Origin of the sequence: Flavobacterium hibisci, assembly GCF_020026925.1 — a bacterium.
GTDB lineage: Bacteria > Bacteroidota > Bacteroidia > Flavobacteriales > Flavobacteriaceae > Flavobacterium > Flavobacterium hibisci.
This window is the reverse complement of sequence record NZ_JAIQDW010000003.1, coordinates 251,206-275,022: the sequence shown is the minus strand read 5'-3', so window position 1 is coordinate 275,022 and position 23,817 is coordinate 251,206. Positions and strand designations below refer to the sequence as shown.

28 protein-coding genes are annotated in these 23,817 nt (G+C 34.0%); 16 read left to right on the top strand and 12 right to left on the bottom strand.

The window, feature by feature from the left end; translation table 11 throughout:
- Nucleotides 1-56: 56 nt before the first annotated feature.
- From K8B81_RS05195 to K8B81_RS05165, 7 genes are all read left to right on the top strand, one after another.
- Nucleotides 57-650 carry a thiamine phosphate synthase gene (locus tag K8B81_RS05195; RefSeq protein WP_223679548.1) on the top strand — a complete coding sequence of 198 codons (594 nt, stop codon included), beginning with the start codon at nt 57-59 and terminating at the stop codon, nt 648-650.
- Nucleotides 617-1,369, top strand: coding sequence for a hydroxymethylpyrimidine/phosphomethylpyrimidine kinase (locus K8B81_RS05190; RefSeq protein ID WP_223679546.1), 753 nt, complete (start codon nt 617-619; stop codon nt 1,367-1,369). Before K8B81_RS05195 ends, K8B81_RS05190 begins: the two co-directional genes overlap by 34 nt.
- Complete coding sequence (locus tag K8B81_RS05185) at nt 1,362-2,000, top strand: thiamine phosphate synthase (protein ID WP_223679544.1); 639 nt, start codon at nt 1,362-1,364, stop codon at nt 1,998-2,000. The genes K8B81_RS05190 and K8B81_RS05185 overlap by 8 nt, the downstream gene beginning before the upstream one ends.
- Nucleotides 1,981-2,757, top strand: coding sequence for a thiazole synthase (locus tag K8B81_RS05180; RefSeq protein ID WP_223679536.1), 777 nt, complete (start codon nt 1,981-1,983; stop codon nt 2,755-2,757). The genes K8B81_RS05185 and K8B81_RS05180 overlap by 20 nt, the downstream gene beginning before the upstream one ends.
- A 107-nt stretch (nt 2,758-2,864) precedes the next feature.
- On the top strand, nt 2,865-3,242 hold the full coding sequence (locus K8B81_RS05175; RefSeq protein ID WP_223679534.1) for a GxxExxY protein: 378 nt from the start codon (nt 2,865-2,867) through the stop codon (nt 3,240-3,242).
- A gap of 41 nt (nt 3,243-3,283) precedes the next feature.
- Nucleotides 3,284-4,405 carry a 2-iminoacetate synthase ThiH gene (thiH, locus tag K8B81_RS05170; RefSeq protein ID WP_223679532.1) on the top strand — a complete coding sequence of 374 codons (1,122 nt, stop codon included), beginning with the start codon at nt 3,284-3,286 and terminating at the stop codon, nt 4,403-4,405.
- A gap of 40 nt (nt 4,406-4,445) precedes the next feature.
- Nucleotides 4,446-5,156 (top strand): HesA/MoeB/ThiF family protein, encoded by a 711-nt coding sequence (locus tag K8B81_RS05165; protein WP_223679530.1) that lies wholly within the window; start codon nt 4,446-4,448, stop codon nt 5,154-5,156.
- Here K8B81_RS05165 and K8B81_RS05160 read toward each other — a convergent pair.
- The 4 genes from K8B81_RS05160 to K8B81_RS05145 form a co-directional block, all read right to left on the bottom strand.
- A complete protein-coding gene (locus tag K8B81_RS05160; RefSeq protein WP_223679528.1) occupies nt 5,153-5,947 on the bottom strand; it encodes an MOSC domain-containing protein in 795 nt (264 codons plus the stop codon). The genes K8B81_RS05165 and K8B81_RS05160 overlap by 4 nt on opposite strands.
- A 1-nt stretch (nt 5,948) precedes the next feature.
- Nucleotides 5,949-6,590, bottom strand: a complete 642-nt coding sequence (gene aat, locus K8B81_RS05155; protein ID WP_223679525.1) for a leucyl/phenylalanyl-tRNA--protein transferase — start codon at nt 6,588-6,590, stop codon at nt 5,949-5,951.
- 168 nt (nt 6,591-6,758) lie between these two features.
- Complete coding sequence (locus K8B81_RS05150; protein WP_025572569.1) at nt 6,759-7,130, bottom strand: DUF3127 domain-containing protein; 372 nt, start codon at nt 7,128-7,130, stop codon at nt 6,759-6,761.
- 32 nt (nt 7,131-7,162) lie between these two features.
- On the bottom strand, nt 7,163-8,038 hold the full coding sequence (locus K8B81_RS05145) for a flavin reductase family protein (RefSeq protein WP_223679515.1): 876 nt from the start codon (nt 8,036-8,038) through the stop codon (nt 7,163-7,165).
- A 158-nt stretch (nt 8,039-8,196) separates the two neighbouring features.
- Here K8B81_RS05145 and K8B81_RS05140 point away from each other — a divergent pair, with 158 nt between their 5' ends.
- On the top strand, nt 8,197-9,348 hold the full coding sequence (locus K8B81_RS05140; RefSeq protein WP_223679513.1) for a sensor histidine kinase: 1,152 nt from the start codon (nt 8,197-8,199) through the stop codon (nt 9,346-9,348).
- Between the two features lie 42 nt (nt 9,349-9,390).
- Here K8B81_RS05140 and K8B81_RS05135 read toward each other — a convergent pair whose 3' ends face one another.
- Complete coding sequence (locus K8B81_RS05135) at nt 9,391-9,780, bottom strand: HIT family protein (RefSeq protein WP_223679511.1); 390 nt, start codon at nt 9,778-9,780, stop codon at nt 9,391-9,393.
- A gap of 47 nt (nt 9,781-9,827) precedes the next feature.
- Entirely contained in the window at nt 9,828-10,304 is a 477-nt protein-coding gene (gene greA, locus K8B81_RS05130; protein ID WP_025572576.1) for a transcription elongation factor GreA, read from the bottom strand.
- A 157-nt stretch (nt 10,305-10,461) separates the two neighbouring features.
- On the opposite strand from greA, the gene K8B81_RS05125 reads away from it, so the two are divergent.
- Entirely contained in the window at nt 10,462-10,884 is a 423-nt protein-coding gene (locus K8B81_RS05125) for a Rieske (2Fe-2S) protein (protein WP_223679509.1), read from the top strand.
- 54 nt (nt 10,885-10,938) lie between these two features.
- Here the strand turns inward: K8B81_RS05125 and K8B81_RS05120 are convergent, their stop codons facing one another.
- The 5 genes from K8B81_RS05120 to K8B81_RS05100 all read right to left on the bottom strand — a co-directional run bounded on the left by K8B81_RS05120 (nt 10,939) and on the right by K8B81_RS05100 (nt 17,250).
- Nucleotides 10,939-13,089 carry a TonB-dependent receptor gene (locus K8B81_RS05120; RefSeq protein ID WP_223679506.1) on the bottom strand — a complete coding sequence of 717 codons (2,151 nt, stop codon included), beginning with the start codon at nt 13,087-13,089 and terminating at the stop codon, nt 10,939-10,941.
- A 307-nt stretch (nt 13,090-13,396) separates the two neighbouring features.
- Nucleotides 13,397-13,801 carry an alternative ribosome rescue aminoacyl-tRNA hydrolase ArfB gene (arfB, locus tag K8B81_RS05115; protein ID WP_223679504.1) on the bottom strand — a complete coding sequence of 135 codons (405 nt, stop codon included), beginning with the start codon at nt 13,799-13,801 and terminating at the stop codon, nt 13,397-13,399.
- The gene (locus K8B81_RS05110) at nt 13,801-15,918 is read right to left on the bottom strand and encodes a DUF4301 family protein (protein WP_223679502.1); all 2,118 of its coding nucleotides are present in this window, start codon (nt 15,916-15,918) and stop codon (nt 13,801-13,803) included. Before K8B81_RS05110 ends, arfB begins: the two co-directional genes overlap by 1 nt.
- Entirely contained in the window at nt 15,879-16,502 is a 624-nt protein-coding gene (gene pnuC / locus K8B81_RS05105) for a nicotinamide riboside transporter PnuC (protein WP_223679501.1), read from the bottom strand. Before pnuC ends, K8B81_RS05110 begins: the two co-directional genes overlap by 40 nt.
- On the bottom strand, nt 16,495-17,250 hold the full coding sequence (locus K8B81_RS05100) for a geranylgeranylglyceryl/heptaprenylglyceryl phosphate synthase (RefSeq protein ID WP_223679706.1): 756 nt from the start codon (nt 17,248-17,250) through the stop codon (nt 16,495-16,497). Before K8B81_RS05100 ends, pnuC begins: the two co-directional genes overlap by 8 nt.
- 94 nt (nt 17,251-17,344) lie before the next feature.
- Between K8B81_RS05100 and K8B81_RS05095 the strand changes: the two genes are divergently transcribed.
- The 3 genes from K8B81_RS05095 to K8B81_RS05085 all read left to right on the top strand — a co-directional run bounded on the left by K8B81_RS05095 (nt 17,345) and on the right by K8B81_RS05085 (nt 18,705).
- Nucleotides 17,345-17,941 (top strand): Crp/Fnr family transcriptional regulator, encoded by a 597-nt coding sequence (locus K8B81_RS05095; protein ID WP_223679499.1) that lies wholly within the window; start codon nt 17,345-17,347, stop codon nt 17,939-17,941.
- Nucleotides 17,942-18,022: 81 nt separating this feature from the next.
- Entirely contained in the window at nt 18,023-18,310 is a 288-nt protein-coding gene (locus K8B81_RS05090) for a hypothetical protein (protein ID WP_223679498.1), read from the top strand.
- Complete coding sequence (locus K8B81_RS05085; protein WP_223679496.1) at nt 18,307-18,705, top strand: group III truncated hemoglobin; 399 nt, start codon at nt 18,307-18,309, stop codon at nt 18,703-18,705. The genes K8B81_RS05090 and K8B81_RS05085 overlap by 4 nt, the downstream gene beginning before the upstream one ends.
- 75 nt (nt 18,706-18,780) lie before the next feature.
- On the opposite strand, the gene K8B81_RS05080 is transcribed toward K8B81_RS05085, so the two are convergent.
- The gene (locus K8B81_RS05080; protein ID WP_223679494.1) at nt 18,781-19,431 is read right to left on the bottom strand and encodes a 4'-phosphopantetheinyl transferase family protein; all 651 of its coding nucleotides are present in this window, start codon (nt 19,429-19,431) and stop codon (nt 18,781-18,783) included.
- 289 nt (nt 19,432-19,720) lie between these two features.
- Here K8B81_RS05080 and ahcY point away from each other — a divergent pair, with 289 nt between their 5' ends.
- The 4 genes from ahcY to K8B81_RS05060 all read left to right on the top strand — a co-directional run bounded on the left by ahcY (nt 19,721) and on the right by K8B81_RS05060 (nt 23,776).
- Nucleotides 19,721-21,037: an adenosylhomocysteinase gene (ahcY, locus tag K8B81_RS05075; protein ID WP_223679492.1), complete on the top strand. Its 1,317-nt coding sequence runs from the start codon at nt 19,721-19,723 to the stop codon at nt 21,035-21,037.
- Nucleotides 21,038-21,312: 275 nt separating this feature from the next.
- On the top strand, nt 21,313-21,597 hold the full coding sequence (locus tag K8B81_RS05070; RefSeq protein ID WP_223679490.1) for a hypothetical protein: 285 nt from the start codon (nt 21,313-21,315) through the stop codon (nt 21,595-21,597).
- Between the two features lie 10 nt (nt 21,598-21,607).
- Nucleotides 21,608-22,687, top strand: coding sequence for a WG repeat-containing protein (locus K8B81_RS05065; protein WP_223679488.1), 1,080 nt, complete (start codon nt 21,608-21,610; stop codon nt 22,685-22,687).
- 246 nt (nt 22,688-22,933) lie between these two features.
- A complete protein-coding gene (locus tag K8B81_RS05060; protein ID WP_223679486.1) occupies nt 22,934-23,776 on the top strand; it encodes a bifunctional helix-turn-helix domain-containing protein/methylated-DNA--[protein]-cysteine S-methyltransferase in 843 nt (280 codons plus the stop codon).
- Nucleotides 23,777-23,817: the final 41 nt, after the last annotated feature.

Here is a 23,817-nt window from a genome sequence, read left to right as displayed (position 1 = left end):
ATGTGAAAGGTCATAATTTTCACATTTTACATCTCACAAAAAACATTTTACTAAATATGATCGTAATTACAAATCCTTCGGCAGCCACAAATGAAATTGGCATTATTGATTCTTTATTTGAAGAAGGATTGTCTCTGCTTCATATTCGGAAGCCTAGTTTTTCAGAAGTAGAAACAGCAAAATTTATTCATCAGATAAAACATCAGTATCGAAGAAATCTAGTTTTGCATAACCATCATGAAATAGCAGCTGACTTTGGAATTAACAGAATTCATTTTTCAGAAGCAGAAAGAAAAAAAAAGATGAATTTTACTGGATTATCTGATCTCGTCTTGTCAACTTCAACGCATTCTATTCAGGATTTCAATGCTTTGGAAAACATTTTTGAATATGCTTTTTTGAGTCCGGTATTTCCCAGCATTTCGAAAGAAAATTACATTCCAAAAACTGATTTATTTCAAGATCTGAAATTGCGGGAAAATTTTAATGCTAAGGCTGTTGCTTTAGGCGGAGTACATTCAGGCAATATTCAAGAGACACTTCAAAATGTTTTTGATGATGTTGCCCTTTTAGGTACCATCTGGAATAGTCCAAATGCAATTAAAAATTTTAAACTATGTCAAAAAATCGTCCTTTCGCTCTCAGCATAGCAGGTTTAGATCCTTCAGGAGGTGCCGGAATTTTAGCCGATACCAAAACATTTGAGCAGCATCAGGTTCAGGGATTAGCTATAAGTACCGCAAATACAATTCAAACCGATTGTAAGTTCTACGAAATTGAATGGACGCCGATTGATTTTGTATTGCGTTCCATCAAAAAGTTATTCAAAAACTATTCGATAAAATCGGTTAAAATTGGTATTGTTCCTTCTTTTTTTTACCTAAATAAAGTGGTTTCTTTAATTAAAAAATTAAGTCCAAACACCCTTATTATTTGGGATACTGTATTGAAATCATCTACAGAATTTGAGTTTTTAGCCATCGAAAAACAATCAGATTTACAACAAATATTATCAAAAATTGATTTGATAACGCCCAATTATGAAGAAATACTACAGCTTTATCCCAATTTCATTTCTGAAAAACTTTGGGTCAAAAATGAACTTCCAACTGCTATTTTATTGAAAGGCGGTCATAATCATACTGCTTTGGGCACTGATTATTTATTCCTGAAAAATAATTTGATAGAACTCTCACCTTCTAAAGTTAACTTCCTCCCAAAACATGGTTCAGGGTGTGTTTTGTCATCAGCAATTGCTTCAAATTTAGCCTTGGGTTATGACTTAAAAACCGCTTGTTTAAAAGCTAAAGTATACATCGAAAAGTATTTAAACTCTACATCAACACTAATTGGACATCATTATGCTTAACAAATTACAATATATCTCACAAGGTGAAACTGCAGAAAAGCAATTGTATAACATTCATCAGGCACTTGATGCCGGCTGTAAATGGATACAAATGCGGTTTAAAAATCAAACTTTTGAAAAACGATTTGCTTTAGCTGAAGCTGTAAAAAAATTATGCGAAGAATATCTGGCAACTTTCCTTGTAAATGATGATGCCTTGCTTGCTCAGAAAATTGCTGCTGATGGTGTGCATTTAGGCTTGACTGACATGAGTATCCCGGCAGCGAGGGCTATTTTAGGAGATACTAAAATCATCGGTGCGACAGCAAATACTTTTGAAGATGTTCTTCTTCAAACAAAAAACGGCTGCGATTATATTGGTTTGGGACCTTTTCAATTTACCGAAACAAAAGAAAAACTAAGTCCCATTTTAGGAGCAGAAGGTTACGTTTCTATTCTAAATAAAATGAAATCAGAAAACATTACAACACCGGTTTATGCTATTGGCGGAATCTCTTTGGAAAATCTGGAACACCTTATGGAAACAGGAATTCACGGCATTGCTGTTTCCGGAATGATTACAAAAAGCCGTCAAAAAGAAAAATTGGTTCAACAACTTAACGACAAATTATATGCCAACGTCATTATTTAATATAGGAGATAAAACTTTTAATTCCCGATTATTTTTGGGAACGGGTAAATTTGGTTCTAACCTGCAAATGGAAGAAGCCATTTTAGCTTCAGAAAGCCAATTGGTCACAGTCGCCTTAAAACGCATTGATCTCGAAACAGATACGGATGCTATTTTATCACATTTACAACATCCAAACATCAATTTATTGCCTAATACATCAGGTGCCAGAAATGCCAAGGAAGCTGTTTTTGCCTCGCAATTAGCACGAGAAGCTTTAGAGACGAACTGGATTAAACTTGAGATTCATCCGGACCCAAAATATCTTATGCCGGATCCAATTGAAACTTTAAGAGCAACAGAAGAACTGGCGAAATTAGGATTTATTGTATTGCCTTATATTCACGCCGATCCAGTTTTGTGTAAACATTTAGAAGATGCCGGAACTGCTGCTGTAATGCCTTTAGGTTCACCAATTGGAAGTAATAAAGGCTTAAAAACAATTGATTTTTTAGAAATTATCATCGAACAAAGCAATGTACCCGTAATTGTAGATGCCGGAATTGGCGCCCCCTCTGATGCCGCAAAAGCGATGGAAATTGGGGCTGATGCCGTTTTGGTTAATACTGCAATTGCTGTAGCCGGAAATCCAAAATTAATGGCTGAAGCTTTTAAAGAAGCCGTAATTGCAGGAAGAAAAGCTTTTGAAGGCAAAATTGGAACTCAAAACAATCATGCTTCGGCTTCCAGTCCTTTGACATCTTTTCTTTATGAATAAGTTTTTACTCTCGCAGATTTTGGAGATTGAGCTGATTATTTTCTGGAATATTTAAATCAAAAGTAAGGTTTTTCGTTATTTTTGATATTTGCATCAAAAATAATTTTATGACTGAAAATGAAATTTCATATCAAATAAGAGGACCAATTTTTAAAGTTTATAATACACTTGGTCCTGACTTATTGGAATCAATTTATGAATGTGCTTTATTTTATCAATTAAAAAAAGACGGCCTAAATGTTATCAAACAGGTTGATGTACCTGTTAAGTACGGCTACGTATACTTAGATATTAATTTTCGATTAGACTTATTAGTAGAAGACAAAGTAATTATAGAATTAAAATCTATTGACGAAATTAAATCTATCCATTTTAAACAATCAAATACATATTTAAAATTGACAAACAAAAAATTAGGGTTGTTAGTCAATTTTAATTGTGGAAATATTCTCGATAATATTCATCGAGTAGTAAATAAAATATAATCTGCGAGATCTGCAAAATCTGCGAGATAAATCAAAATTAAATGAAAACATTCAAATCCATTTTTGAACAGTATGATTGGGATTCCATTCAATCAAAAATATACCAAACTACATCAAAAGATGTTGAATATTCTTTGTACAAAACTAAACGAAATCTGGAGGACTTTCTGGTTTTGATTTCACCTGCTGCTCAGTCTTATCTTGAGGAAATGGCGCAGAAATGCCATGAAATTACAAAAAAGCGTTTTGGTAAAACCATTCAGCTCTACGCTCCGCTTTATTTAAGCAATGAATGTCAAAATATCTGCACGTATTGTGGTTTTAGTTTAGATAACAAAATCAAAAGAAAAACACTTTTAGATTCAGAGATAAAACTAGAAGTTGAAGCACTGAAAAAAAACGGTTTCGATCATGTTTTATTGGTTACCGGTGAGGCTAATTTTACTGTAAATATTAATTATTTTCTAAATGCAATTGATTTAATAAAAGATCAGTTTTCAATTATTTCTGTTGAAGTTCAGCCACTTTCTACCGAAGAATACCAACGTTTGCATGAAGCTGGCGTATATTCGGTTTTGGTTTATCAGGAAACGTACCATCAGGAAGTATATAGAAAATACCATACTAAAGGCAAAAAATCAAATTTTGATTATCGGCTGGAAACGCCGGACCGAATTGGAACTGCAGGAATTCACAAAATAGGTTTGGGCGTTTTATTGGGTTTGGAAGAATGGCGTACAGACAGCTTTTTTAATGCCCTGCATCTGGATTATCTTCAAAAAAAATACTGGCAGACCAAATATTCGGTTTCTTTTCCGAGATTGCGTCCGGCTGAAGGCATTATCGAACCCAATTTCATAATGGACGATAAGGATCTTACACAGTTAATATGCGCTTATCGCTTATGGAACGAAGACTTGGAAATTTCGATCTCAACCCGTGAAAACGAAAAATTCAGAAATCATATTATTCCGATTGGTGTTACCAGCATGAGTGCAGGTTCAAAAACTAATCCCGGGGGTTATGTCGTTGATCCGCAATCTCTGGAACAATTTGAAATCAGCGACGAAAGATCTGCAGAAGAAATTAAACAAATCATAAAAAACTCAGGTTACGAACCCGTTTTGAAAGACTGGGACAGGAGTTTTAGTCATCAAGTCTAACATTTTACAATACACATTTTACAATACACATTTTACAGCAATGAGCATTATAAAAGAATTTTTACGTTACAACCGACAAACCATTTTACCGGAAATTGGCGACGAAGGCCAGGAAAAACTTAAAAGAGCAAGAGTTCTGGTTATTGGAGCCGGAGGTTTAGGTTGCCCTGTTTTACAATATATTGCCACTGCCGGAGTAGGTTTTATTGGAATAATGGATTTTGACACCATCGAAATCCATAATCTTCACCGACAAATATTATATACTGAAAGCGAAATTGGTCAGCGGAAAGCCATTGTCGCCCTAAATATGGTTTCGAAACTGAATCCTTTAATTCAGGCTGAAGCTATTGCTGAAAAATTAACGATTGAAAATGCAGCAGAGATAATTCAGCAATATGATATTGTAGTGGATGGTTCTGATAATTTTACGACCCGCTATCTTGTAAATGATACTTGTGTTGATTTAAACAAACCCCTGGTGTATGGAAGTATTTTAAAATTTGAAGGTCAGGTAGCTGTTTTTAATCATAACGGAAGCAAAAATCTCCGTGATTTATTTCCTGAAATGCCCGATCCAAAGTATGTTCCGAATTGTAATATAAACGGAGTTTTGGGCACTCTACCTGGAATTATCGGTACAATGATGGCACATGAAACGCTTAAATTAATTTTGGAATTGCCTTCTTTAAAGAATGAGCTGGTACTTTTTAATACCCTTGACTGGAGCTTTACAAAACTGAATTTTTAGAAAACAAGGGCGTCACCCACCTTAATTATTCCCGGATTTAAACCCACTATATTGGTCCCGAATAAAACAGAATTGTCGAAATTCCTGTATTTGCTTAACGTTTTCAGAGGTTCTTTTTTCACAATCCCATTCTGCGGATCATTGTTAACCATAATACATCTTCCGCACGGTTTTACATTTTTAAAATGAACTTCACCAACTTTAAAATGCTCAAAATGATCCTCCTCATGAGCATACTGAGTGCTTACAACAATATTCGGGCGAAATCTTTTTACAGTAATTTTTTCCTTTAGCTTTTCATTCAAAAAATCAAGACTTTTTGTCCCAATTAGTAAGTATGGGTATCCATCTGCGAGACTAACATTATACGTTTCTTTTGACCTGGAACTTTCGTGTTTGCGATCACCGGTTTTGATTATTTTAACTAATTTACATTCAAATCCTAAACAATCGCTAAACCATTTTGAAGTCGCCTTATTTACTTCAAAAACAAAACTTTTATCCTCCCATACTTTTGTGTAAATCTGATCATTTAAGTGCTCACTGATCGAAAATTCATGTTTTTGATCCTGAAAAGTAATCGTAATTTTTCCGTCTGAAATTTGCGGATAAAACTGACTCATTATGGGATATTCACGTTGTGTAATATGCTGATTATCTGAATCCAGCAACATCCAGCGACGGTCGTTTTCAAAACCCATTTCCTCAGCAAAAGCCTGTTGGCAGCTAATTCCGGCAAGGCTTTTTATCGGATAAATATAAATTTCTTTTACAATGTAAGCAGTGCTCATTTTATTCACTTTTTAAAATAGACATAAAATCGTCACGGTCAATTTCGCGACAGCCTAAACTTTCTAAATGTGGATTATAAACCTGACAATCTATTAGTTTGTAATTTTCCTTTTTTAAATAATTTACCAAAGCTATAAAAGCAACTTTGGAAGCATTTGAAACTTTAGAAAACATACTTTCGCCACAAAAAACATGGCCTAAATCAATTCCGTATAGGCCGCCAACCAAAACATCATCCTGCCAAACCTCAACCGATTTTGCAATTCCTTCAGTGTTTAATTTGCAATAGGCATCAATCATTTCGTTTGAAATCCACGTGCCGTTTTGACCATCACGTTTTATCTTTTGGCAATTGGAAATCACATCTTTAAAGCTTTGATTTAGAGTAACTTTAAACCGATTTCGGTTCAAAATATTCCGCATACTTTTAGAAACAATCAATTCATCTAAAAACAAAACCATTCTTGGATCAGGAGACCACCACAGAATTGGTTCACCTTCATTGAACCATGGAAAAATTCCACTTTTGTAAGCTAGATGCAATCTTTCTGAACTTAAATCTCCACCGATTGCCAGAATACCATCTTCATCGGCTACAGAAACTGGTGGAAAAAATAAATCATCCTGTCGTAAATAATACATCTGTAAAAATTCCAAAAATTAAACTCCAAATTCCAACTAAACACAATCTTCTTGTTTGTATATTTTGGAATTCTCCGTTGCAAAACTACTTTCAAAAAACAAAATTCCAAATCCCAATACGTTATGAATTTTGGAATTTGGAATTTTTAATTTTGGATTTTAAACTTTTTAGAATGGCAAATCGTCCGGTTCGTCTTCGTTTAAATTAGTTGCTGGAGCAAAAGTTTCTGCAGTTGGCATAGCTGGCGTTTGCACTGGGCCTTCAGGAGCTAATCTTTCGATTCTCCATCCCTGAATACTATTGAAATATCTGGTTTCTCCCTGTGGATTAACCCATTCTCTTCCTCTTAAATTGATAGAAACTTTTACAGCCTCACCTTGTTTGTAGCTACTTAATAAATCACATTTATCTTGTGTAAATTCGATTAAAATATGCTGTGGGTACTGCTCATCAGTAGTAACAACTAATTCTCTTTTTTTGAATGAGGCACTAACTTGCTGCTCCGGATTAACCACTTTTACTTTTCCTGTAACTTCCATCTTCTGTCTATATTAATTATTGTATCTTTTCTTTATTTCTTTGCCAAAAGCACTTTCCATGCTGATAAAACATCACCCTCATCGAGATATTTTTTGGCTTCTAAATGTATTTTTTTCTGGTCATCAGAGCTCAAAACCCCTTTTACCGAAAAATTTTCTTTCACAAATATACTAACTTCTTCTTTTGTGGGCAAGGCTTCTATGTTCCCTAATTTCCCAAAATCATTTCCGTTAAAAACAGGGCTTTCTTTGATAAAATTCGGAATTGCATCTACTCCCACACCCAAAGTTGTCAGTGGTTTTTCGACTTCAAAAAGTCCCTGGTTTGATCTCGAATACCAGTTATTTCCTAATCTTGAAACCAAATCAATTTTATACTGATCGATTGCCCCGTTTTCATCTAAAACAGATTCGTGAATATGAATTTTTACCACTTCACAAAGAATCAGGTTTCCCGCTCCGCCTTCTGTTCCCAAAGGAATAATCTGAGTCACTTTACATTCAAATTGTACGGGAGATTCTTTAACACGATAAGGTTTTACTATATCCGAAGGAATTTGTGTCACACCGGCTTTTATAAATTCGTTCACACCGTCGGCATATTCAGTACTTGCCAAAGAAGTCTGCTGAACCAAATCATAATTGACCACATTAATCACAACTTCACGTGTTGCTTCGGCATTCATCAAAGTGTGCTTAATAGTATTGTCCCGCACGCGCCTTGAAGGTGAAAAAACTAAAATTGGAGGATTCGCACTAAACACATTAAAGAAACTAAAAGGCGACAAATTGGGAATGCCTTTGGCACTAATTGTACTCGCCAAAGCAATTGGTCTTGGTCCTACAGCGCTTTGCAGATAGCTTTGTAATTTTACTGTTGCTATTTCTTTTGGGTTAATGCTAATCATATTTTCTCTTTTAACCGATCTGTTTTCAGTATATACAAAAGTATAGAAATGGTTTAAGTCAAGGAAATAGTTTCGTGCTTAAAAACAAAAATCTTTAAAGACTCACAAAATATAAAATGTGTTTATTTCGTTATATTTATACTCAAAAAAATCACTGTATGCATTTTTCTGAAAGCAGAAATACAACCCGTTGGACTATTATTTTTATTTCCTTTTCAATCATTTCACTGATACTCTGGAATACCTATACTTTTTTTCAAATATTCAAAAATGAAGAACGGTTAAAAATGAATATTCTCGCCAATGCACAAAAAACAATCATTAATGCTGACGAATATACTGATCTTGATTTACCTCTGGAAATAACAAATAGCAATTCTTCTGTTCCGGTAATTTTAGTGATGTACGATAAAGTTATTAATTCTAAAAATGTCCCTGAGGAAATTCTTAACGACAAAGCGAAATTTAAAGAACTTTTGAAAAAATTAAAAAATGAAAATGAACCTATTGTTTTTGAATATGCGCCCGGGAAACACCAACAGCTGTATTACGGAAATTCGGCATTACTAAACAAACTTAAATATTATCCCATTGCTCTGTTATTGATTATTTTTCTATTTGCAGCCTTAATTTATAATTTCTACAAAAGCACTAAAATAGCTACACAAAATAAACTTTGGGCTGGTATGGCTAAAGAAACTGCCCACCAAATTGGAACCCCTCTTTCTTCTTTAATAGGCTGGGTCGAAATATTAAAAACGGAAGAAATCGATCAGACTATTACATCTGAAATTGAAAAAGATGTAGAACGTCTACAGACAATCACCGACCGATTCTCTAAAATTGGTTCAGTTCCTGTTCTGGAAAATCATGATGTAGTTGCAGAGACCTTAAGTACTTTTGAGTATTTACAATTGCGTTTTTCGAAACAGGTAACCTTTTCTTATCAAATTCCGGACAAGCCTATTTTTGCACTGATCAATCCAACGCTTCATAGCTGGACTATCGAAAATCTGGTTAAAAATGCTATCGACGCCATGAAAGGAAAAGGCACTTTAGACCTCCAAATTGAACAGGACCATCATCATGTAAAAATAAACATAAAAGATTCCGGGACCGGAATTTCAAAAAACCAATTTAAAACTATTTTTGAACCTGGTTTTACGACTAAAAAACGCGGTTGGGGACTTGGACTTTCTTTAACCAAAAGAATTGTGGAAGAGTATCATAGCGGAAAAATCAAGGTTTTGCACTCTGAAATTGGTAAAGGAACCACATTTCAAATTTCACTAAATAAAAAAGTGCAGTAAAACTAATTTACTGCACTTTTCTAATTTTTATTATCTGCTGTATTAGAGATTCGCCTGAATACTTTTGGCTAAAGCCTCGAACTCATCTTTAGAAAGCGATACTTTGTTGATAAAGCGCATTTCATCCATTTCGTTTAACGGAATCAGATGTACGTGAGCGTGAGGAACTTCTAACCCAACGACTGCCATACCGACTCTTTTGCAGGGAACGGTTTTTTCTAAAGCAATTGCAATCTTCTTAGAAAATTTCATCAGACCTAAATACAGTTCATCTTCAATATCAAAAATTTTATCTATTTCCTGCTTCGGAATACAAAGTGTGTGTCCTTTAGCATTTGGATTTACATCTAAAAAAGCTAAAAAATTATCGTCTTCTGCAATTTTGTATGCCGGAATTTCTCCGTTTACTATTTTGGTAAATATCGATGCCATTGTTTATTTTTTCTTGATAGTGAAATTACTTGGTTCCTCACAATGACTTAGTCTCTTGAAATTTCAAGAATTTCAAATTTCAAAACACCGTTTGGCACTGTTATTTCTGCTACTTCACCAACTGATTTTCCCAACAATCCTTTTCCAATAGGAGAAGTTACCGAAATTTTTCCGGTTTTTAAATCTGCTTCACTTTCAGCAACAAGTGTATATTTCATTTCCATTCCGTTGCTTTGGTTTTTAATTTTCACACTCGAAAGAACCAAAACTTTAGAAACATCCAATTGAGATTCATCAATTAATCTTGCATTTGCGTAAACTTCTTCAAGTTTGGCAATTCTCATTTCTAATAAACCCTGCGCTTCTTTTGCAGCATCATATTCGGCGTTTTCAGACAAATCACCTTTATCTCTTGCTTCTGCTATATCCTGAGATGCCTTTGGACGCATTACACTTTTTAAATGCTCCAGTTCATCTTTTAATTTTTTTAACCCGTCTGCGGTGTAATAAGATACTTTACTCATAACTTCATCGTTTATATAAATACAAAAAATCCCATCGCGACGGGATTTTCTTATTACAAATATAGCATTATTTTTTATAGTACATAATTATATGTTAATCATATAGAATTCAAAAGCAAATAAATTATTTTTGTTTCACTAATCCCTTTTAAAAACAATGAAAAAAATCTTGTTTATAGCCGTTTTTATTTCTGTTCTTTTTTCATGCAGCGACAGTAGCAACAGTAATAAAAATCCAAATATACCTAATTATACTGTCGATTTGCGCTTAAATACAAACCTTCCTGCGTACAATAAGCTTATTTATCCAAGCAATCCTATTTATGAAGCAAGTCAAGGGGCAAAAGGGATAATAGTAATGATGACTGGTCCCGGAACCTATACTGCTTTTGACGCTGCCTGCCCAAACCAGGCGTTCAATTCCTGTACTGCAATGACAATTGACGGAATTAATGCAAAATGTTCGTGTGATAAAAGCTCTTATAGTTTATTTACCGGACTTGGATATGCAAAAGAAGAATATCCAATGAAACAATATCGGGTGGAAGCAAATGGAAATTTGATTCACGTATATAATTAAAAATAAAAGCCTGAAAATTTAAAACTTTCAGGCTTTTGTTTTTTGGATTTAGTCTTAGAATTTCAATGTCAGTCCAATTAAGAAATTGGTTCCTGCCTGTGGATAATAATAAGGATAAATATCCCACATAGCGCCATTCGATACATATTTTTTATCTAAAATATTATTTACCAAACCTGTAATCATTACCGATTTAAAAATAGATTTTGGTTTAATTTCAAAAGAAACATTCAAATCATTTACAAAATAATCCGCAAGTTTTGCTGCAGGCAATTCAATATTGTTCATATATTGTTCGCCAACATATTTTTGCAATAATGAAAAATGCAAATTCGGAATGGGGCTGTATACGATTATGTTTCCTGCAATAACTGAAGGTGAATACGCAATATCTGTTGTCCCGTAATTTTGGTCTTCTACATTTAAATCAACGTTTTTATTACTGCTTAAGGTGAAGTTTGGTCTAAGGATAAATTTATCTGAAAGTTTAATCGTTGCATCTACTTCAAAACCTAAACGATAGCTTTTATCGGTGTTGGAACGGATTGGATTTCCAACATCGTCTAATGTTCCGGTTAAAATCAATTGGTCTTTATAGCCCATATAATAGAAATTTGAATTCAACTGAAATTTCTCTGAATTGAACCTCCAGCCTAATTCAAAATCATTTAATTTTTCAGGTTTTACATTTCCTCCTTCATAATCAGTTCTGTTGGGTTCACGATTGGCTCTGGCATAAGAGAAATACAACGTATTTTTTTGATTGATTTCAAAATTTAAACCCGCTTTTGGGTTAAGGAAACTAAAATTATCATCTACCAGGCCTGTTTCCCAGCTATTGGCTTTATACTGAACTGTCCTGTATTGAAAGTCACCGTATAAACTCAACTTTTCAAATAATTGATAATTGGCTTTCAAAAAAATATTCCCGTCAACTTTTGTTGAAAAATCATCGTAATAGTGATCTCCCAGCTCTGATTGTGATGCATATCTTGCCCAGATTACTTTTCCGAAGTGGCTCCCTTCATATTTATTCCAGCCCTCTCCTAAAATAACATCCAGTTTTTCATCTTTATATTTTAATGAAAATGTTGCCCCGTAGAAATCATTATCTAGCCATTTTTGACGTACTAAATCTGTAGTTGTTACGGCTCCAACTGGCAGTAATCCATAATCGGCCATAGTGGCATCTTCTTTATAATTTTCGTAGTAGCCTTTTCCTTTCGTGTAATGAAACGCTAAATTAGTACTCCACTTATCGGTAAACGATTCGCTCCAATGCAGTTGATAATGATCCTGATTGTAATTATCTGTTTCATTATCATAAAAACGATCATTACCAGCTTCATCTTTGTAGGCCCCTGCAGAATTATATCTTCGGTTTTTATGTAAAGTTTCAGCATCAATTCCGTTCCAGGACTGATATGTCTTTTGGGTTCCGCCAAAAACCAAGGCCTTAATCAAAGTTGTTTTTCCCACATACGTTCCCTGTAAAAAATACGACTTCAAATCTGAACTTGCGCGATCTACATAACCATCAGATTTCATATTGGACAATCGTCCTGCCAATTCAAAATGATCGTTTAACAAACCTGTACTAAATTTTACGGTATGTTTATGCGAATTGAAACTGCCGAAAGAATTTGAAATTTCTCCATTTGCTTTTGTTGCATAATTATCAGTCAGCATATTTAAACTGGCGCCGAAAGCCCCTGAACCATTCGTTGATGTTCCAACACCGCGCTGCAATTGCAGACTTTCTACTGAAGAAGCAAAATCGGGCATATTTACCCAGAAGGTTCCCTGGCTTTCAGCATCATTATACGGAATTCCGTTTATGGTTATGTTTACCCTTGTCGCATCACTTCCACGCACACGGATTCCAGTGTACCCCATTCCGTTTCCGGCATCAGAAGTAGTTACGACTGATGGAAGATAATTCATTAATATTGGGATATCCTGACCTAAATTTCTGGTCTTAATATCTTTTTTGTCCAGATTACTAAAACTTACGGGCGTTTTTGTTGTAACACGTACAGCAGAAACCAATACATTATCTAACTGATTTACTTTGGTTGAATCCTGCTCTTGTGCGATAGAGAATAGAGTAAAGAATAAAGAGAATAGAGTAAAGAAAATAAACTTTTGGTTCAACTTCGAACCTTTGTAACTTAGTACCTTAGTACCTTTTAAAAAAGTTTTCATCCGTAAAGAATTACGAATAAAAGGGGGAATTATTCTTTTGTTAAATTAATAAATGTGTTTCACGACAAAATATAGCTTTACTAAATAATCGTCGTTTTTTCCCTTAGCAACATTACTCGCTCAGGTTCTTTGGGTATGATCTCAGCTCGTTATTTAGAGCACCCCTTTGAGACAGTGCAAAGGTAATGTTAAAATAATTAAAATTCCAAAAAAGAAATTCCTTTTAAAATTCCAAATTGTAAAATTCCAAATTCCAAAACAATGGCAATAAAGTTGATTTGGAATTTGGAGTTTTAAAAATTGAAAATTATTCTAAATTGGGTTTCTTACGGGATTGCTTCAATTCAGAAATATTCTTCTTTTCTTTAATTCTTTTCTTTATTACCGATTTCGGAACTTTTGTAGCTTTGCGAACCTTCGGGACATATAATCCTTTTTTAATAATTTCCAGAAACCGCTTTATAACAATATCTTTATTTTTAAGCTGGCTTCTGTCTTCATCACAATTTAAAATCAGAATATTTTCAGAAGTTAATCTTGTCGGTATATTTTCTTTTAAGAGTGTTTTTTCTTCATCGGATAAAGCCTGAGAAGCATTTAAATCGAAAGTCAGCACCACTTTTGAAGATACTTTATTTACGTTTTGCCCTCCTGCACCACTGCTTCTTACTGCTCTAAAACTTAATTCTGATATAATTTTTTCAATATCCATTATTTGTGAGGCTGATGTGCCGGTTTTAATAAATCATTTACGGTTTTTACCGGATTAAATGTTATTAATGGCACTGCAACAAAAATGGTTAGCCAGTTTGACATTCCACCATTCCATAATCCCGGTAATTCATAATTTTTAACAATTTTACCTTCAGCGCTTTTCTCAACAATGAATCCAGTATTATGATCTACAAATTCTTCCAGATTAAAGGATTCTCCTTTATAGTTTTTGGTTCCACAAACCAAATCAACCGGATTAAAATGTGTCGAACTTTCTAAAATTGACTTTTGTTTTTTATTGGTTAAATCCACCTGCGAGCTTTCTACAATCTGCAATGAAATTTCCCCTTTTTCGTTTCGAATCCAGAAAGGCCCTCCTCCTGCTTCACCTTCATTTTTAACCATTCCACAAACGCGGATTGGTCTGTCGAGCAATTCTTTTATTTTATTGATTTTGTTTTCAAAAGTAAATTTATTGAAATCGCGCACCATTTCTATATTAAGCTTTTGCATTAAAAACTTTACTATTTCCTCGACATCCTCTTCTTTAATTTCACCCTTTTCTATGGCATTCAAATAACCGAAAACTTTTTGCTGTGCTTCTATTAAAATTCCCGCTAATCCCTTTTTGTATAAAGTAGTCTTCTTAATATTATTTTGAATTACATTATCAATATTCTTTATAAAAATAATGTCGGCATCAATATTGTTCAAATTTTGAATTAATGCTCCGTGTCCTCCGGGCCTGAAAATAAAAGATCCTTTCTGGCTCCTGAAAACATTATCTTTAACATCGACTGCGATAGAATCTGTTTGCTTATTTTGATAGGAGAAACTAATATTGATTTGTGTCCCCGTTTCTGATTCGACTTTTTCTTTGACTTCCTCAATTGCTTTTTCAAACAATTGCTGATGTACTTCTGAAACTGTGAAATGCAAATTCGAAGTTTTATTTGTCTCAGCATAGTGCACACATTCGTTCAGATGTTCTTCTATTGGGGTCGCAATATGTGTTTTATATTTATGAAAAGGCAAAACTGCTTTGGGTTTATTAGCAAAATCAAAGTATTCCGGAGATAGCAATACTTTTATAAAGTAATAATTTTTATAATCCCTTTCTAAACTATCAAAGTCAGGATATATTTCTTTCAGTTTTTTATATACCGCTTTAAAAAAAGGGAATTTATCCATCCCTACAATAAAAATCGACAAATCATTATCTTTATTCCTATTAATATACGAATTGATTGTCTCTTTTTCAATATCATAATTATTTAAAAAAGCGATCAAAAACTTAAACATTCGGGTTGCTGCACCAGAAGCCGGAATAAATTTACATATTTTAAAACATCCTTTGTTCGCATCAAAAAAGGCAGCTTTTTCTTCAAAATCATGAGTGGTCAAACTTAAAATTCCGTTATTGACAGTAGCCGGACTTATTAAGTTACATTTAGAAATTCCTTTTTTAAAAATTTTAAGCTGTTTCAGTATATTATCGAAAGGAATTCCGTGATTATAGATTTCTACAAAATCTGCTGACGTAAAGCCTTTTCTTTTAGCAATTTTTAGGTTATCAACAATAGCAGTAGCTTTTTCCAAACGGCTTTCCTTATCGCCTGAAATTGTGATGAAAGGTTTATTGTTATCTATTAAAGCTTGTTTAAAAACAGAGAAAACAGTTTCCCTTTTATTTGGATTATCGCGGATATCATCTTTTTCCCATGGGACATCAATATCAGTCAGGAAAAACAAATCATATTCATGGGCTAAAGCTGCTTCATTTAAATTTGGATTACAAAAACCATAATATACTTCAGAAAAAACTTTGGTCACCATTAAATTAGTATCACAAAACAAATATTCTTTTGCGTTGTCCAGTTTTTCATTTTCTAATGCAACTTGCCCATAAGCAATTGGCATCATGTCTGCCTCAGTGCATACCTGCTTATTGTCTTCCCATTTTTGCTGCAGATAATCCCGTGCAAACTCCTGAACCCACTCGGTTTCGTAGTATTCTGCAAGCTGTTTTGCCAATGTTGTCTTACCTGTGCTTTCAGGTCCGAATAAGGCAATTTTTATAATATTTGTTTTTTGCTGTCTAAGATTTTTCTCCATTCTATATAAGCTGAAATTGCCAAAATTGTAAAAATTAAATACTGAAGTGACAACATTCCTAAACCACGATACGCATAAAGCGGTACAACAATAATATCACCTATAATCCAGAGTGTCCAGTTTTCGATTTTTTTCCTTGCCATGTACCACATTCCTGCAAAAAATATCCCTGACGAAATCATGTCAACATAATTATCCGGATTGATGGTATAATCGAAATATTTATAAATACCGAAAACTACAAAAAAGGTAACAATAAACAATAAAATTCCTGTTATTTTTTCATTTAAATTTGTCCTTGTAATAGGCAAATTATCTTCAGTTGTCCCTCCTTTTGCCCAAATATACCAGCCGTAAATACTCATGACCGAAAAATAACCATTGATAATCATATCTCCTATATAACCTGCCATATATAAAAGATATACTGAAATTACAGTTGCCACTAAACCTGTTGGATAGACCCAGATATTTTCTTTTTTTGCAAACCAGACGCTTAGTATCCCACACACAAATACTAAAAACTCTAAAGCAATGTGCCAAAGTGAAGTATTTTTATAGCTGTCTAAAAAAAAATCAATCATTGTGTTGTTCTTTGATTTGTTTTGGCTCAAAAAAATGACTGTCATTCTCAAAAGCAGTTCCAATTACTACTAAATCGGCGCCGGCTTCATAGGCTTTTTTAATTCCCAGTAAATCTGTAATTCCGCCTCCAACAATTATTGGTATTTCAATATTCTGCGCAATCAGCTCAATCATTTTCAGAGGCACTGGATTTTTAGCTCCACTTCCGGCTTCTAAATACATTAATTTATTGCCTAGCATCTCTCCGGCCTGAGCAGTAGCCAGAACCAAATCAAAATTTTCGCGGTTAAGCGGTTTTGTTTTACTGACGCGCGCAACAGCAGTTTCATTACCGCTCTCGATTAAAATATAACCTGTCGAAATCACTTCCAGATTTGTTTTTTTAAGAATTGGCGCTGCCTGAACCTGATATTCGATCAAATAATCCGGATTTCGTCCAGATAATAATGAAAGAAACAAAATAGCATCTGCCTGAGGTGAAATCTGCGAAGGATCACCCGGAAATATAACAACGGGTAAGTTTGTTTTTTGTTTTAACTGCGTAATTAATTCTTCTAAAATAGTTGCCCGAACAATACTTCCTCCTACAAAAATATGGGTTGCAGGAGACTGATTCATTTTTTGGATTAACCTCTCCAGATTTTCCAACGCAATTTTATCCGGGTCCAAAAGTATAGCAAGCAGTTTCTGACCTTTACTTTTAGCGTCTAAAATTTCCTGGAGTATATTTACTATTTTTTGCTGCATAACGACTGTAAAAGTAAAAGTTTTCATGTATAAGAACTACTTTGAATGCATTATATTTGTATAACTGATCTCAACAACCAAAGAAACAAACACTATGATTTCCCTTGAATTATTAGAAAAATATGGTGCTGTAAAGAAATCTTTCGATAAAAATGAGATTATTTTTGAAGAAGGGATTTTTCCTTCAAACTACTTTCAGATTGTTTCAGGAGAAGTAAAAATGAGCAATTATAATGACGACGGACGAGAGTTTATTCAGGGAATATTTTACAAGGAACAATCTTTTGGTGAACCGCCGCTATTTCTGAATCAAAAATATCCTGCTAATGCTATTGCAGTTGAAAACAGTGAAATTATTCTTCTTCTAAAAGCAAACTTCATGAAACTGCTGGAAGAAAACCCAAAAATCAGTATTCAAATAATTGAAAACCTGGCACAGCGTCTTTATTACAAATCTGTTATGGCTGCTGAAATCTCGACTCAGGAGCCGGAACACAGGGTTTTGAAATTAATCGATCACGGAATTGCCTACTTTAATTTTCAGAAAGATAAAAACGGTTATCTTATTAATTTTACCAGACAACAAATTGGGGATTTGACCGGTTTGCGTGTAGAAACCGTAATCAGAGCTATAAAAACGTTGGAAAAAAAAGGCGAACTGAAGATTATAAACCGAAAAGTATACAGATAAAATAGTTCCTGTTTTATGATTTAAATCATAAAACGCAGTGGTATAGTGGGCGTATCTTTGTCCTATAAAAATCTGAATATCATGACACTATATCAAACAACATTCGACATTTTCAATAAAAATTACATGGGATCAGCTGCAATGGCTGTAATTGGTCAAAGCTGTTTAGGAGGCGCTGCAGCGATGTATGTTTTGGCAAACGGAACTTCAGTTCTGCAAATGCTTCAGTTAGCAATTATTGTTTTAGCCTGTATCTTTGTAAATACTTCAATTTTGGCACAGATGAAACATAAAGTGGTTTTTAATCTTTTAATTCTGAGTTCAATTTTAAGTGTAGTATTTATTCTTTTAAACACTATTTTTCTGTGAAAAAGCAAATAGAAAACAGAACTGACATTTCTTTATTAATACATGAGTTCTATGCGAAAATAAGAGCCGATCATGGAATCGGCTTTTATTTTAATGCCATGATAAAAGACTGGGATGTGCATATGGAAAAACTGACTGATTTTTGGGAGATGAATTTATTTGGCGCAAAGAAATACAACGGGAATCCGCTGACGGTTCACAATGAAGTTGATGCACATTTTGATGGGAAAATCACTTCAAATGAATTCGGAATCTGGCTGAATCACTGGTTTCAGACTATTGATGAGTACTTTGAAGGCGAAAATGCCGACACTTTAAAAAGACGTGCCAGAAAAATGAGTACTTTTTTATACATGAGCATGTTTCAGCATCGCCAAAAAGAAAGTGAAGTTTAAATAATATACATTTAGTTTGTCATTTCTGACAAGATTCTGGAAAATTGGAATTTAGAATTTGGAAAATTTAGAATTTTACTTTTCAAAAGCATAAACCAAAGTAAAATTCCCTTCAAAATTATCGGATTGAATTTCCTTGTAATGCACATCAAAATCTTTTACCAAATCATCAAAATGAAGGCTTGCGCTGGTTTGGGGTTCGTCTAAAGAAAAATCCTCAACTAAAATATGATCTTTAAAACTAATTCCTTTTTCATTTCTGATTTTAAAAATAGCTTCTTTTGCTCCCCAGATTACCGTTAGTTTCTTTATGTATTCTTCTGTAAAATCAGGATTTAAATAACCGCATTCGTAATCAGTAAATTTATCTGCGATTCTCTGAATTTTTTCACGCTGTAATTCCATATCGATTCCAACCTTTTCTTTACTTATAATTATGGCTGCAAAATGATAGGAATGTGTAATTGAGATATGATTATCACAATCAAAATACGGTTTTCCAAATTCATCATAATGCAAATCCTTGTCTGTAAAACCCATTTCCTGAATCAGCATACGAACACTCAAAAAAGCACGCTGATGCATTTCAGATTTCATTCCGTCCAGTCTCTTTTGCGTTTTCTCCTTTAAAATCACTTTACTTCTTAGTTCGTCAAAAGACTCGGTTATTTCCCAAACTAAAATTCGGGTGTTTTCATTGCATTGTATGGTCTGGAATAAAGGCATTCTTTTTTAATTATGAATTATAAATGGTGAATTATAAATTACTTCTGTTTGAAAATTACCTCTGAAATTAAATGTCTGGTATTCTAGCCCTGATGGGAGCGGCATCCTTTTATGGTGGGGTTCACCATAAAAGATACAGCGGACAGCAGGATTAGCTTCTAAAAGCCATTATTTCTAACATTCTAAAGATTAATAAATTAAACATTTCATAAATCTGATAGAAAGTAGCAAAATTCAAAAGCTATTATGTAAATTTGCAAAAAATTATACATATACAAATATACTATAAATGAGTACTACAACTACGCCATATGTGGCTTTCAAAGTAAAAGACATTTCTCTGGCTGCCTGGGGAAGAAAAGAAATTGAGCTAGCTGAAGCTGAAATGCCAGGTTTAATGGCACTTCGTGCTGAATATAAAGATGAGCAGCCTCTTAAAGGAGCTCGTATCGCAGGATGTTTACACATGACAATTCAGACCGCTGTATTAATCGAAACTTTAATCGCTCTTGGTGCAGAAGTTACCTGGTCTTCCTGTAACATTTTCTCAACTCAGGATCAGGCTGCTGCTGCAATTGCTGCTGCCGGAATATCAGTTTATGCCTGGAAAGGTTTAAATGAAGAAGAATTTGACTGGTGTATTGAGCAGACTTTATTCTTTGGTGAAGACAGAAAACCATTGAACATGATCTTAGATGACGGAGGAGATTTAACTAACATGGTTATCGATCGTTACCCGGAATTAGTTCCAGGAATTAAAGGTCTTTCTGAAGAAACTACAACTGGTGTACACAGACTTTACGAAAGAGTAAAAGCGGGAACTCTTCCAATGCCTGCAATCAACATCAACGACTCTGTTACTAAATCTAAATTTGACAACAAATACGGATGTAGAGAGTCTGCAGTAGATGCGATTCGTCGTGCAACTGACTTAATGTTGGCTGGAAAAAGAGTTATTGTTTGCGGATACGGAGACGTAGGAAAAGGAACTGCAGCTTCTTTCAGAGGTGCTGGTTCTATCGTAACAGTTACAGAAATCGATCCAATTTGTGCTTTACAAGCTGCAATGGACGGTTATGAAGTTAAAAAATTAGATACTGTAATTGCTAATGCGGATATCATCATTACAACTACAGGAAACAAAGATATCGTTGTGGGAAGCCACTTCGAAAAAATGAAAGACAAAACTGTTGTTTGTAACATCGGACACTTTGATAACGAAATTGATATGGCCTGGTTAAACAAAAACCACGGTGCTTCTAAAATCGAAATCAAACCTCAGGTTGACAAATATACTATCAACGGAAAAGATATCATCATTTTGGCCGAAGGTCGTTTAGTTAACCTTGGTTGTGCTACAGGTCACCCAAGTTTTGTAATGAGTAACTCATTCACCAACCAGACTTTGGCTCAAATCGAATTATGGAATAACAGTGCAGCTTACAAAAACGAAGTTTACATGTTACCAAAACATTTAGATGAAAAAGTGGCTGCTTTGCACTTAGCTAAATTAGGCGTTGAATTGGAAACTTTACGTGAAGATCAGGCTGCTTATATTGGTGTTGAAGTTCAGGGACCATTTAAACCAGAATACTACAGATATTAGTATTACGTTTTTAGTACTAAGAATTAAGATAGAACCCTTACAGTAATGTGAGGGTTTTTTATTGGGGCGTGCCACCATTTAAAAAAAGTCCCAAATATACTTTGCGCTCATGAGGCCTTTTCTTAAATACTGTCGGGCTATCCGCGCTACTTCGGTAGCCTGCTCCTATCCCTCACGCTCACGTAATACCAGAATGATATAATTTTAACAAGACATTTACAGGTTTTTTATTTTATAACTTTAAATTTGAACTTAAAGCTTCTAAACTTAAAATAATGATCGAAAATATTATATGTGATCTGCATGGAACAAAAGAAATTTCTTTCACTTGTATTCATATTGCAATGGCAATAGACGGAAGAGAAAAAGTAGGTTTCTATTATTCAGAAGCTGAAGGAGACCTTCCTCAAATTGCCTGGTGTACTTCATGCGAACAATATCTTCTCGATAATGGCGAGGAATGGACAGATGCATTTCAAACCCTGGCCGACTTTAAAATGCTTTGTTCCGATTGTTTTGATGAAGCAAAAAGCAATGAATTAAAGATTCATCTCAGATAAAAATATTTTCATGAAAAAGACTATTATCCTTCTAACATTCATTATTCTATATTCGTCTTCATATTCCCAAAATAGTAATATCTGGACTTCTTTTACAAATAAAGACACAACCCTTATTGGTTTTAAAGACAAAAATGGACTAATCAAAATAGAACCAAAATTTACAGGTTTTACAACTGCCCGTAAATTTGAAAACATAATTGCTGTTACCGAGGAATTTAACAACGGTTGGAAAAGTTATTATTTAACCAAAACCGGGAAAATAGTTGGTCGCGACAGTTTATATGTATTTGACAATAGTCCAGATTGCGAAAATGAAGGTTTTATCCGTTTTAGAGACCCCAAAACCGACAAAATGGGGATACTCGATGGCGAAGGAAAAATTGTAATTCCTGCTGATTATAGCAATCTGACGAAAATCAGGAATGGAATGATCATTGCTTTAAAAGATGCTGTTAAAGAACAAGACGGTGAACATTTCTTCTGGAAAGGCGGAAAAGAATTTCTAATCGATATCAACAACAAAATTCTTGTTCAAGATTTTACTTACAATGAAAATTTAAATTTCTATTCTGTAGAAAAATCAAAAGAACCTAGTAAGGATGAAACAAGAGATAGTTTTCTGGGGGTTGATGGCTTATATTATTCGTTTATTAATTATGAGAAAGAATTTAAATATTGGCTAAAAAACACTTTGCTTTCTGATTTATCGAAAGCCAATTTAGAAAAACATTCTTTTGATAAAATTACGTATTGGAAAGAACATGATGGCTGGATCAGCGAACCGAAAACTAAGTTTATCAATCAGAATTTTACTTATTTAAAATTAAAATTACAAGAACTTAAAAATCCAAAAACCGATTATTTTGTATCTACTAACGGATTAAATCAATTTATTTTTGAATCGAGTGAATATGAAATTTATTTTAATAATTGTCATGAATCAAAAGATTGGCTTTATCCTGTAAAGAGCATTATAATCAATCCAAAAAATAAAGCCGATTTCAAACAAGATCATTTTGAATTTTTAAGAACCGAAAACGGTTATAAATTGATCAGTGTTTCTACTGCAAAAGACAATTTTAAATAATTTATTTCTGCTATAAAGTTACCTTTGTAAACAAAGTAAACTCTGAAGAATTTTCTAATAATCTCGCAAAGTCGCAGAGACCCAAAGTTATTTTTTAAGTTTTACTAAACTTTGCGACTTTGCGAGCAAAAAAACACTTGCAAACTTTGTGTAAATCTTAGCGCCTTTGTTAAAAGAAACAAAGCAAGTTTCGGATTTTATAACTTCTAAGACCAATCGATATTTGTATTATAAAATTGAATGAAGATGAACACACAAGAAACCATCAATTATAATCGTATCGCCGAAGCTATAGATTATATCAAAGCTAATTTTAAAGATCAGCCCAATCTAGATGAAGTCGCGGAAAAAGTACATTTGAGTCCTTTTCACTTTCAACGGCTTTTTAGTGAATGGGCAGGCACAAGTCCGAAAAAGTTTTTACAATATACAAGCATCGAACATGCCAAAAAGTTACTGAAAGAAAATCAGGCCAGTATTTCTGAAACTGCTTTTGAAACCGGATTATCAGGCACAAGCCGTTTACATGATTTATTTGTAAATATCGAAGGAATGACTCCAGCCGAATATAAAAACGGAGGAAAAAATCTGGAAATCAATTACAGTTTTGCCGAAAGTCCATTTGGGAATATTATGGTGGCTTCAACTCAAAAAGGCGTTTGTTTTATGGCTTTCGCTGAAGATGAAACGAACGGGTTTGTAGCGTTGAAAGACAAATTCACGAATGCTCAATTTTCAAAAAAACTTGATTTAGCACAACAAAATGCCTTATTTATTTTCCAAAACGACTGGAGTAAATTATCCGAAATCAAACTGCATTTAAAAGGAACCGATTTTCAATTGAAAGTTTGGGAAGCTTTACTGAAAATTCCAATGGGACAATTGTCTACTTATGGTGCTATTGCGAACCAAATTCAGAAACCAAACGCATCGCGTGCCGTTGGAACTGCCATTGGAAGTAATCCAGTTGCATTTTTAATTCCATGTCACCGTATTATTCAATCTTCAGGAACATTTGGCGGTTACATGTGGGGAAATACCCGAAAAACAGCCATTATAGGCTGGGAAGGTGCACAAATAAATCTTTAAGTTTTTTCCGCCACGAATGACACAAATGAACACGAATTAAT

What these genes read in the sequence shown, in the direction of transcription:
- K8B81_RS05195 (WP_223679548.1), top strand. Translation starts at nt 57, where the DNA reads ATGATCGTAATTACAAATCCTTCGGCAGCCACAAATGAAATTGGCATT.
- K8B81_RS05190 (WP_223679546.1), top strand. Translation starts at nt 617, where the DNA reads ATGTCAAAAAATCGTCCTTTCGCTCTCAGCATAGCAGGTTTAGATCCT.
- K8B81_RS05185 (WP_223679544.1), top strand. Translation starts at nt 1,362, where the DNA reads ATGCTTAACAAATTACAATATATCTCACAAGGTGAAACTGCAGAAAAG.
- K8B81_RS05180 (WP_223679536.1), top strand. Translation starts at nt 1,981, where the DNA reads ATGCCAACGTCATTATTTAATATAGGAGATAAAACTTTTAATTCCCGA.
- K8B81_RS05175 (WP_223679534.1), top strand. Translation starts at nt 2,865, where the DNA reads ATGACTGAAAATGAAATTTCATATCAAATAAGAGGACCAATTTTTAAA.
- thiH (WP_223679532.1), top strand. Translation starts at nt 3,284, where the DNA reads ATGAAAACATTCAAATCCATTTTTGAACAGTATGATTGGGATTCCATT.
- K8B81_RS05165 (WP_223679530.1), top strand. Translation starts at nt 4,446, where the DNA reads ATGAGCATTATAAAAGAATTTTTACGTTACAACCGACAAACCATTTTA.
- K8B81_RS05160 (WP_223679528.1), bottom strand. Translation starts at nt 5,947, where the DNA reads ATGAGCACTGCTTACATTGTAAAAGAAATTTATATTTATCCGATAAAA.
- aat (WP_223679525.1), bottom strand. Translation starts at nt 6,590, where the DNA reads ATGTATTATTTACGACAGGATGATTTATTTTTTCCACCAGTTTCTGTA.
- K8B81_RS05150 (WP_025572569.1), bottom strand. Translation starts at nt 7,130, where the DNA reads ATGGAAGTTACAGGAAAAGTAAAAGTGGTTAATCCGGAGCAGCAAGTT.
- K8B81_RS05145 (WP_223679515.1), bottom strand. Translation starts at nt 8,038, where the DNA reads ATGATTAGCATTAACCCAAAAGAAATAGCAACAGTAAAATTACAAAGC.
- K8B81_RS05140 (WP_223679513.1), top strand. Translation starts at nt 8,197, where the DNA reads ATGCATTTTTCTGAAAGCAGAAATACAACCCGTTGGACTATTATTTTT.
- K8B81_RS05135 (WP_223679511.1), bottom strand. Translation starts at nt 9,780, where the DNA reads ATGGCATCGATATTTACCAAAATAGTAAACGGAGAAATTCCGGCATAC.
- greA (WP_025572576.1), bottom strand. Translation starts at nt 10,304, where the DNA reads ATGAGTAAAGTATCTTATTACACCGCAGACGGGTTAAAAAAATTAAAA.
- K8B81_RS05125 (WP_223679509.1), top strand. Translation starts at nt 10,462, where the DNA reads ATGAAAAAAATCTTGTTTATAGCCGTTTTTATTTCTGTTCTTTTTTCA.
- K8B81_RS05120 (WP_223679506.1), bottom strand. Translation starts at nt 13,089, where the DNA reads ATGAAAACTTTTTTAAAAGGTACTAAGGTACTAAGTTACAAAGGTTCG.
- arfB (WP_223679504.1), bottom strand. Translation starts at nt 13,801, where the DNA reads ATGGATATTGAAAAAATTATATCAGAATTAAGTTTTAGAGCAGTAAGA.
- K8B81_RS05110 (WP_223679502.1), bottom strand. Translation starts at nt 15,918, where the DNA reads ATGGAGAAAAATCTTAGACAGCAAAAAACAAATATTATAAAAATTGCC.
- pnuC (WP_223679501.1), bottom strand. Translation starts at nt 16,502, where the DNA reads ATGATTGATTTTTTTTTAGACAGCTATAAAAATACTTCACTTTGGCAC.
- K8B81_RS05100 (WP_223679706.1), bottom strand. Translation starts at nt 17,250, where the DNA reads ATGCAGCAAAAAATAGTAAATATACTCCAGGAAATTTTAGACGCTAAA.
- K8B81_RS05095 (WP_223679499.1), top strand. Translation starts at nt 17,345, where the DNA reads ATGATTTCCCTTGAATTATTAGAAAAATATGGTGCTGTAAAGAAATCT.
- K8B81_RS05090 (WP_223679498.1), top strand. Translation starts at nt 18,023, where the DNA reads ATGACACTATATCAAACAACATTCGACATTTTCAATAAAAATTACATG.
- K8B81_RS05080 (WP_223679494.1), bottom strand. Translation starts at nt 19,431, where the DNA reads ATGCCTTTATTCCAGACCATACAATGCAATGAAAACACCCGAATTTTA.
- ahcY (WP_223679492.1), top strand. Translation starts at nt 19,721, where the DNA reads ATGAGTACTACAACTACGCCATATGTGGCTTTCAAAGTAAAAGACATT.
- K8B81_RS05070 (WP_223679490.1), top strand. Translation starts at nt 21,313, where the DNA reads ATGATCGAAAATATTATATGTGATCTGCATGGAACAAAAGAAATTTCT.
- K8B81_RS05065 (WP_223679488.1), top strand. Translation starts at nt 21,608, where the DNA reads ATGAAAAAGACTATTATCCTTCTAACATTCATTATTCTATATTCGTCT.
- K8B81_RS05060 (WP_223679486.1), top strand. Translation starts at nt 22,934, where the DNA reads ATGAACACACAAGAAACCATCAATTATAATCGTATCGCCGAAGCTATA.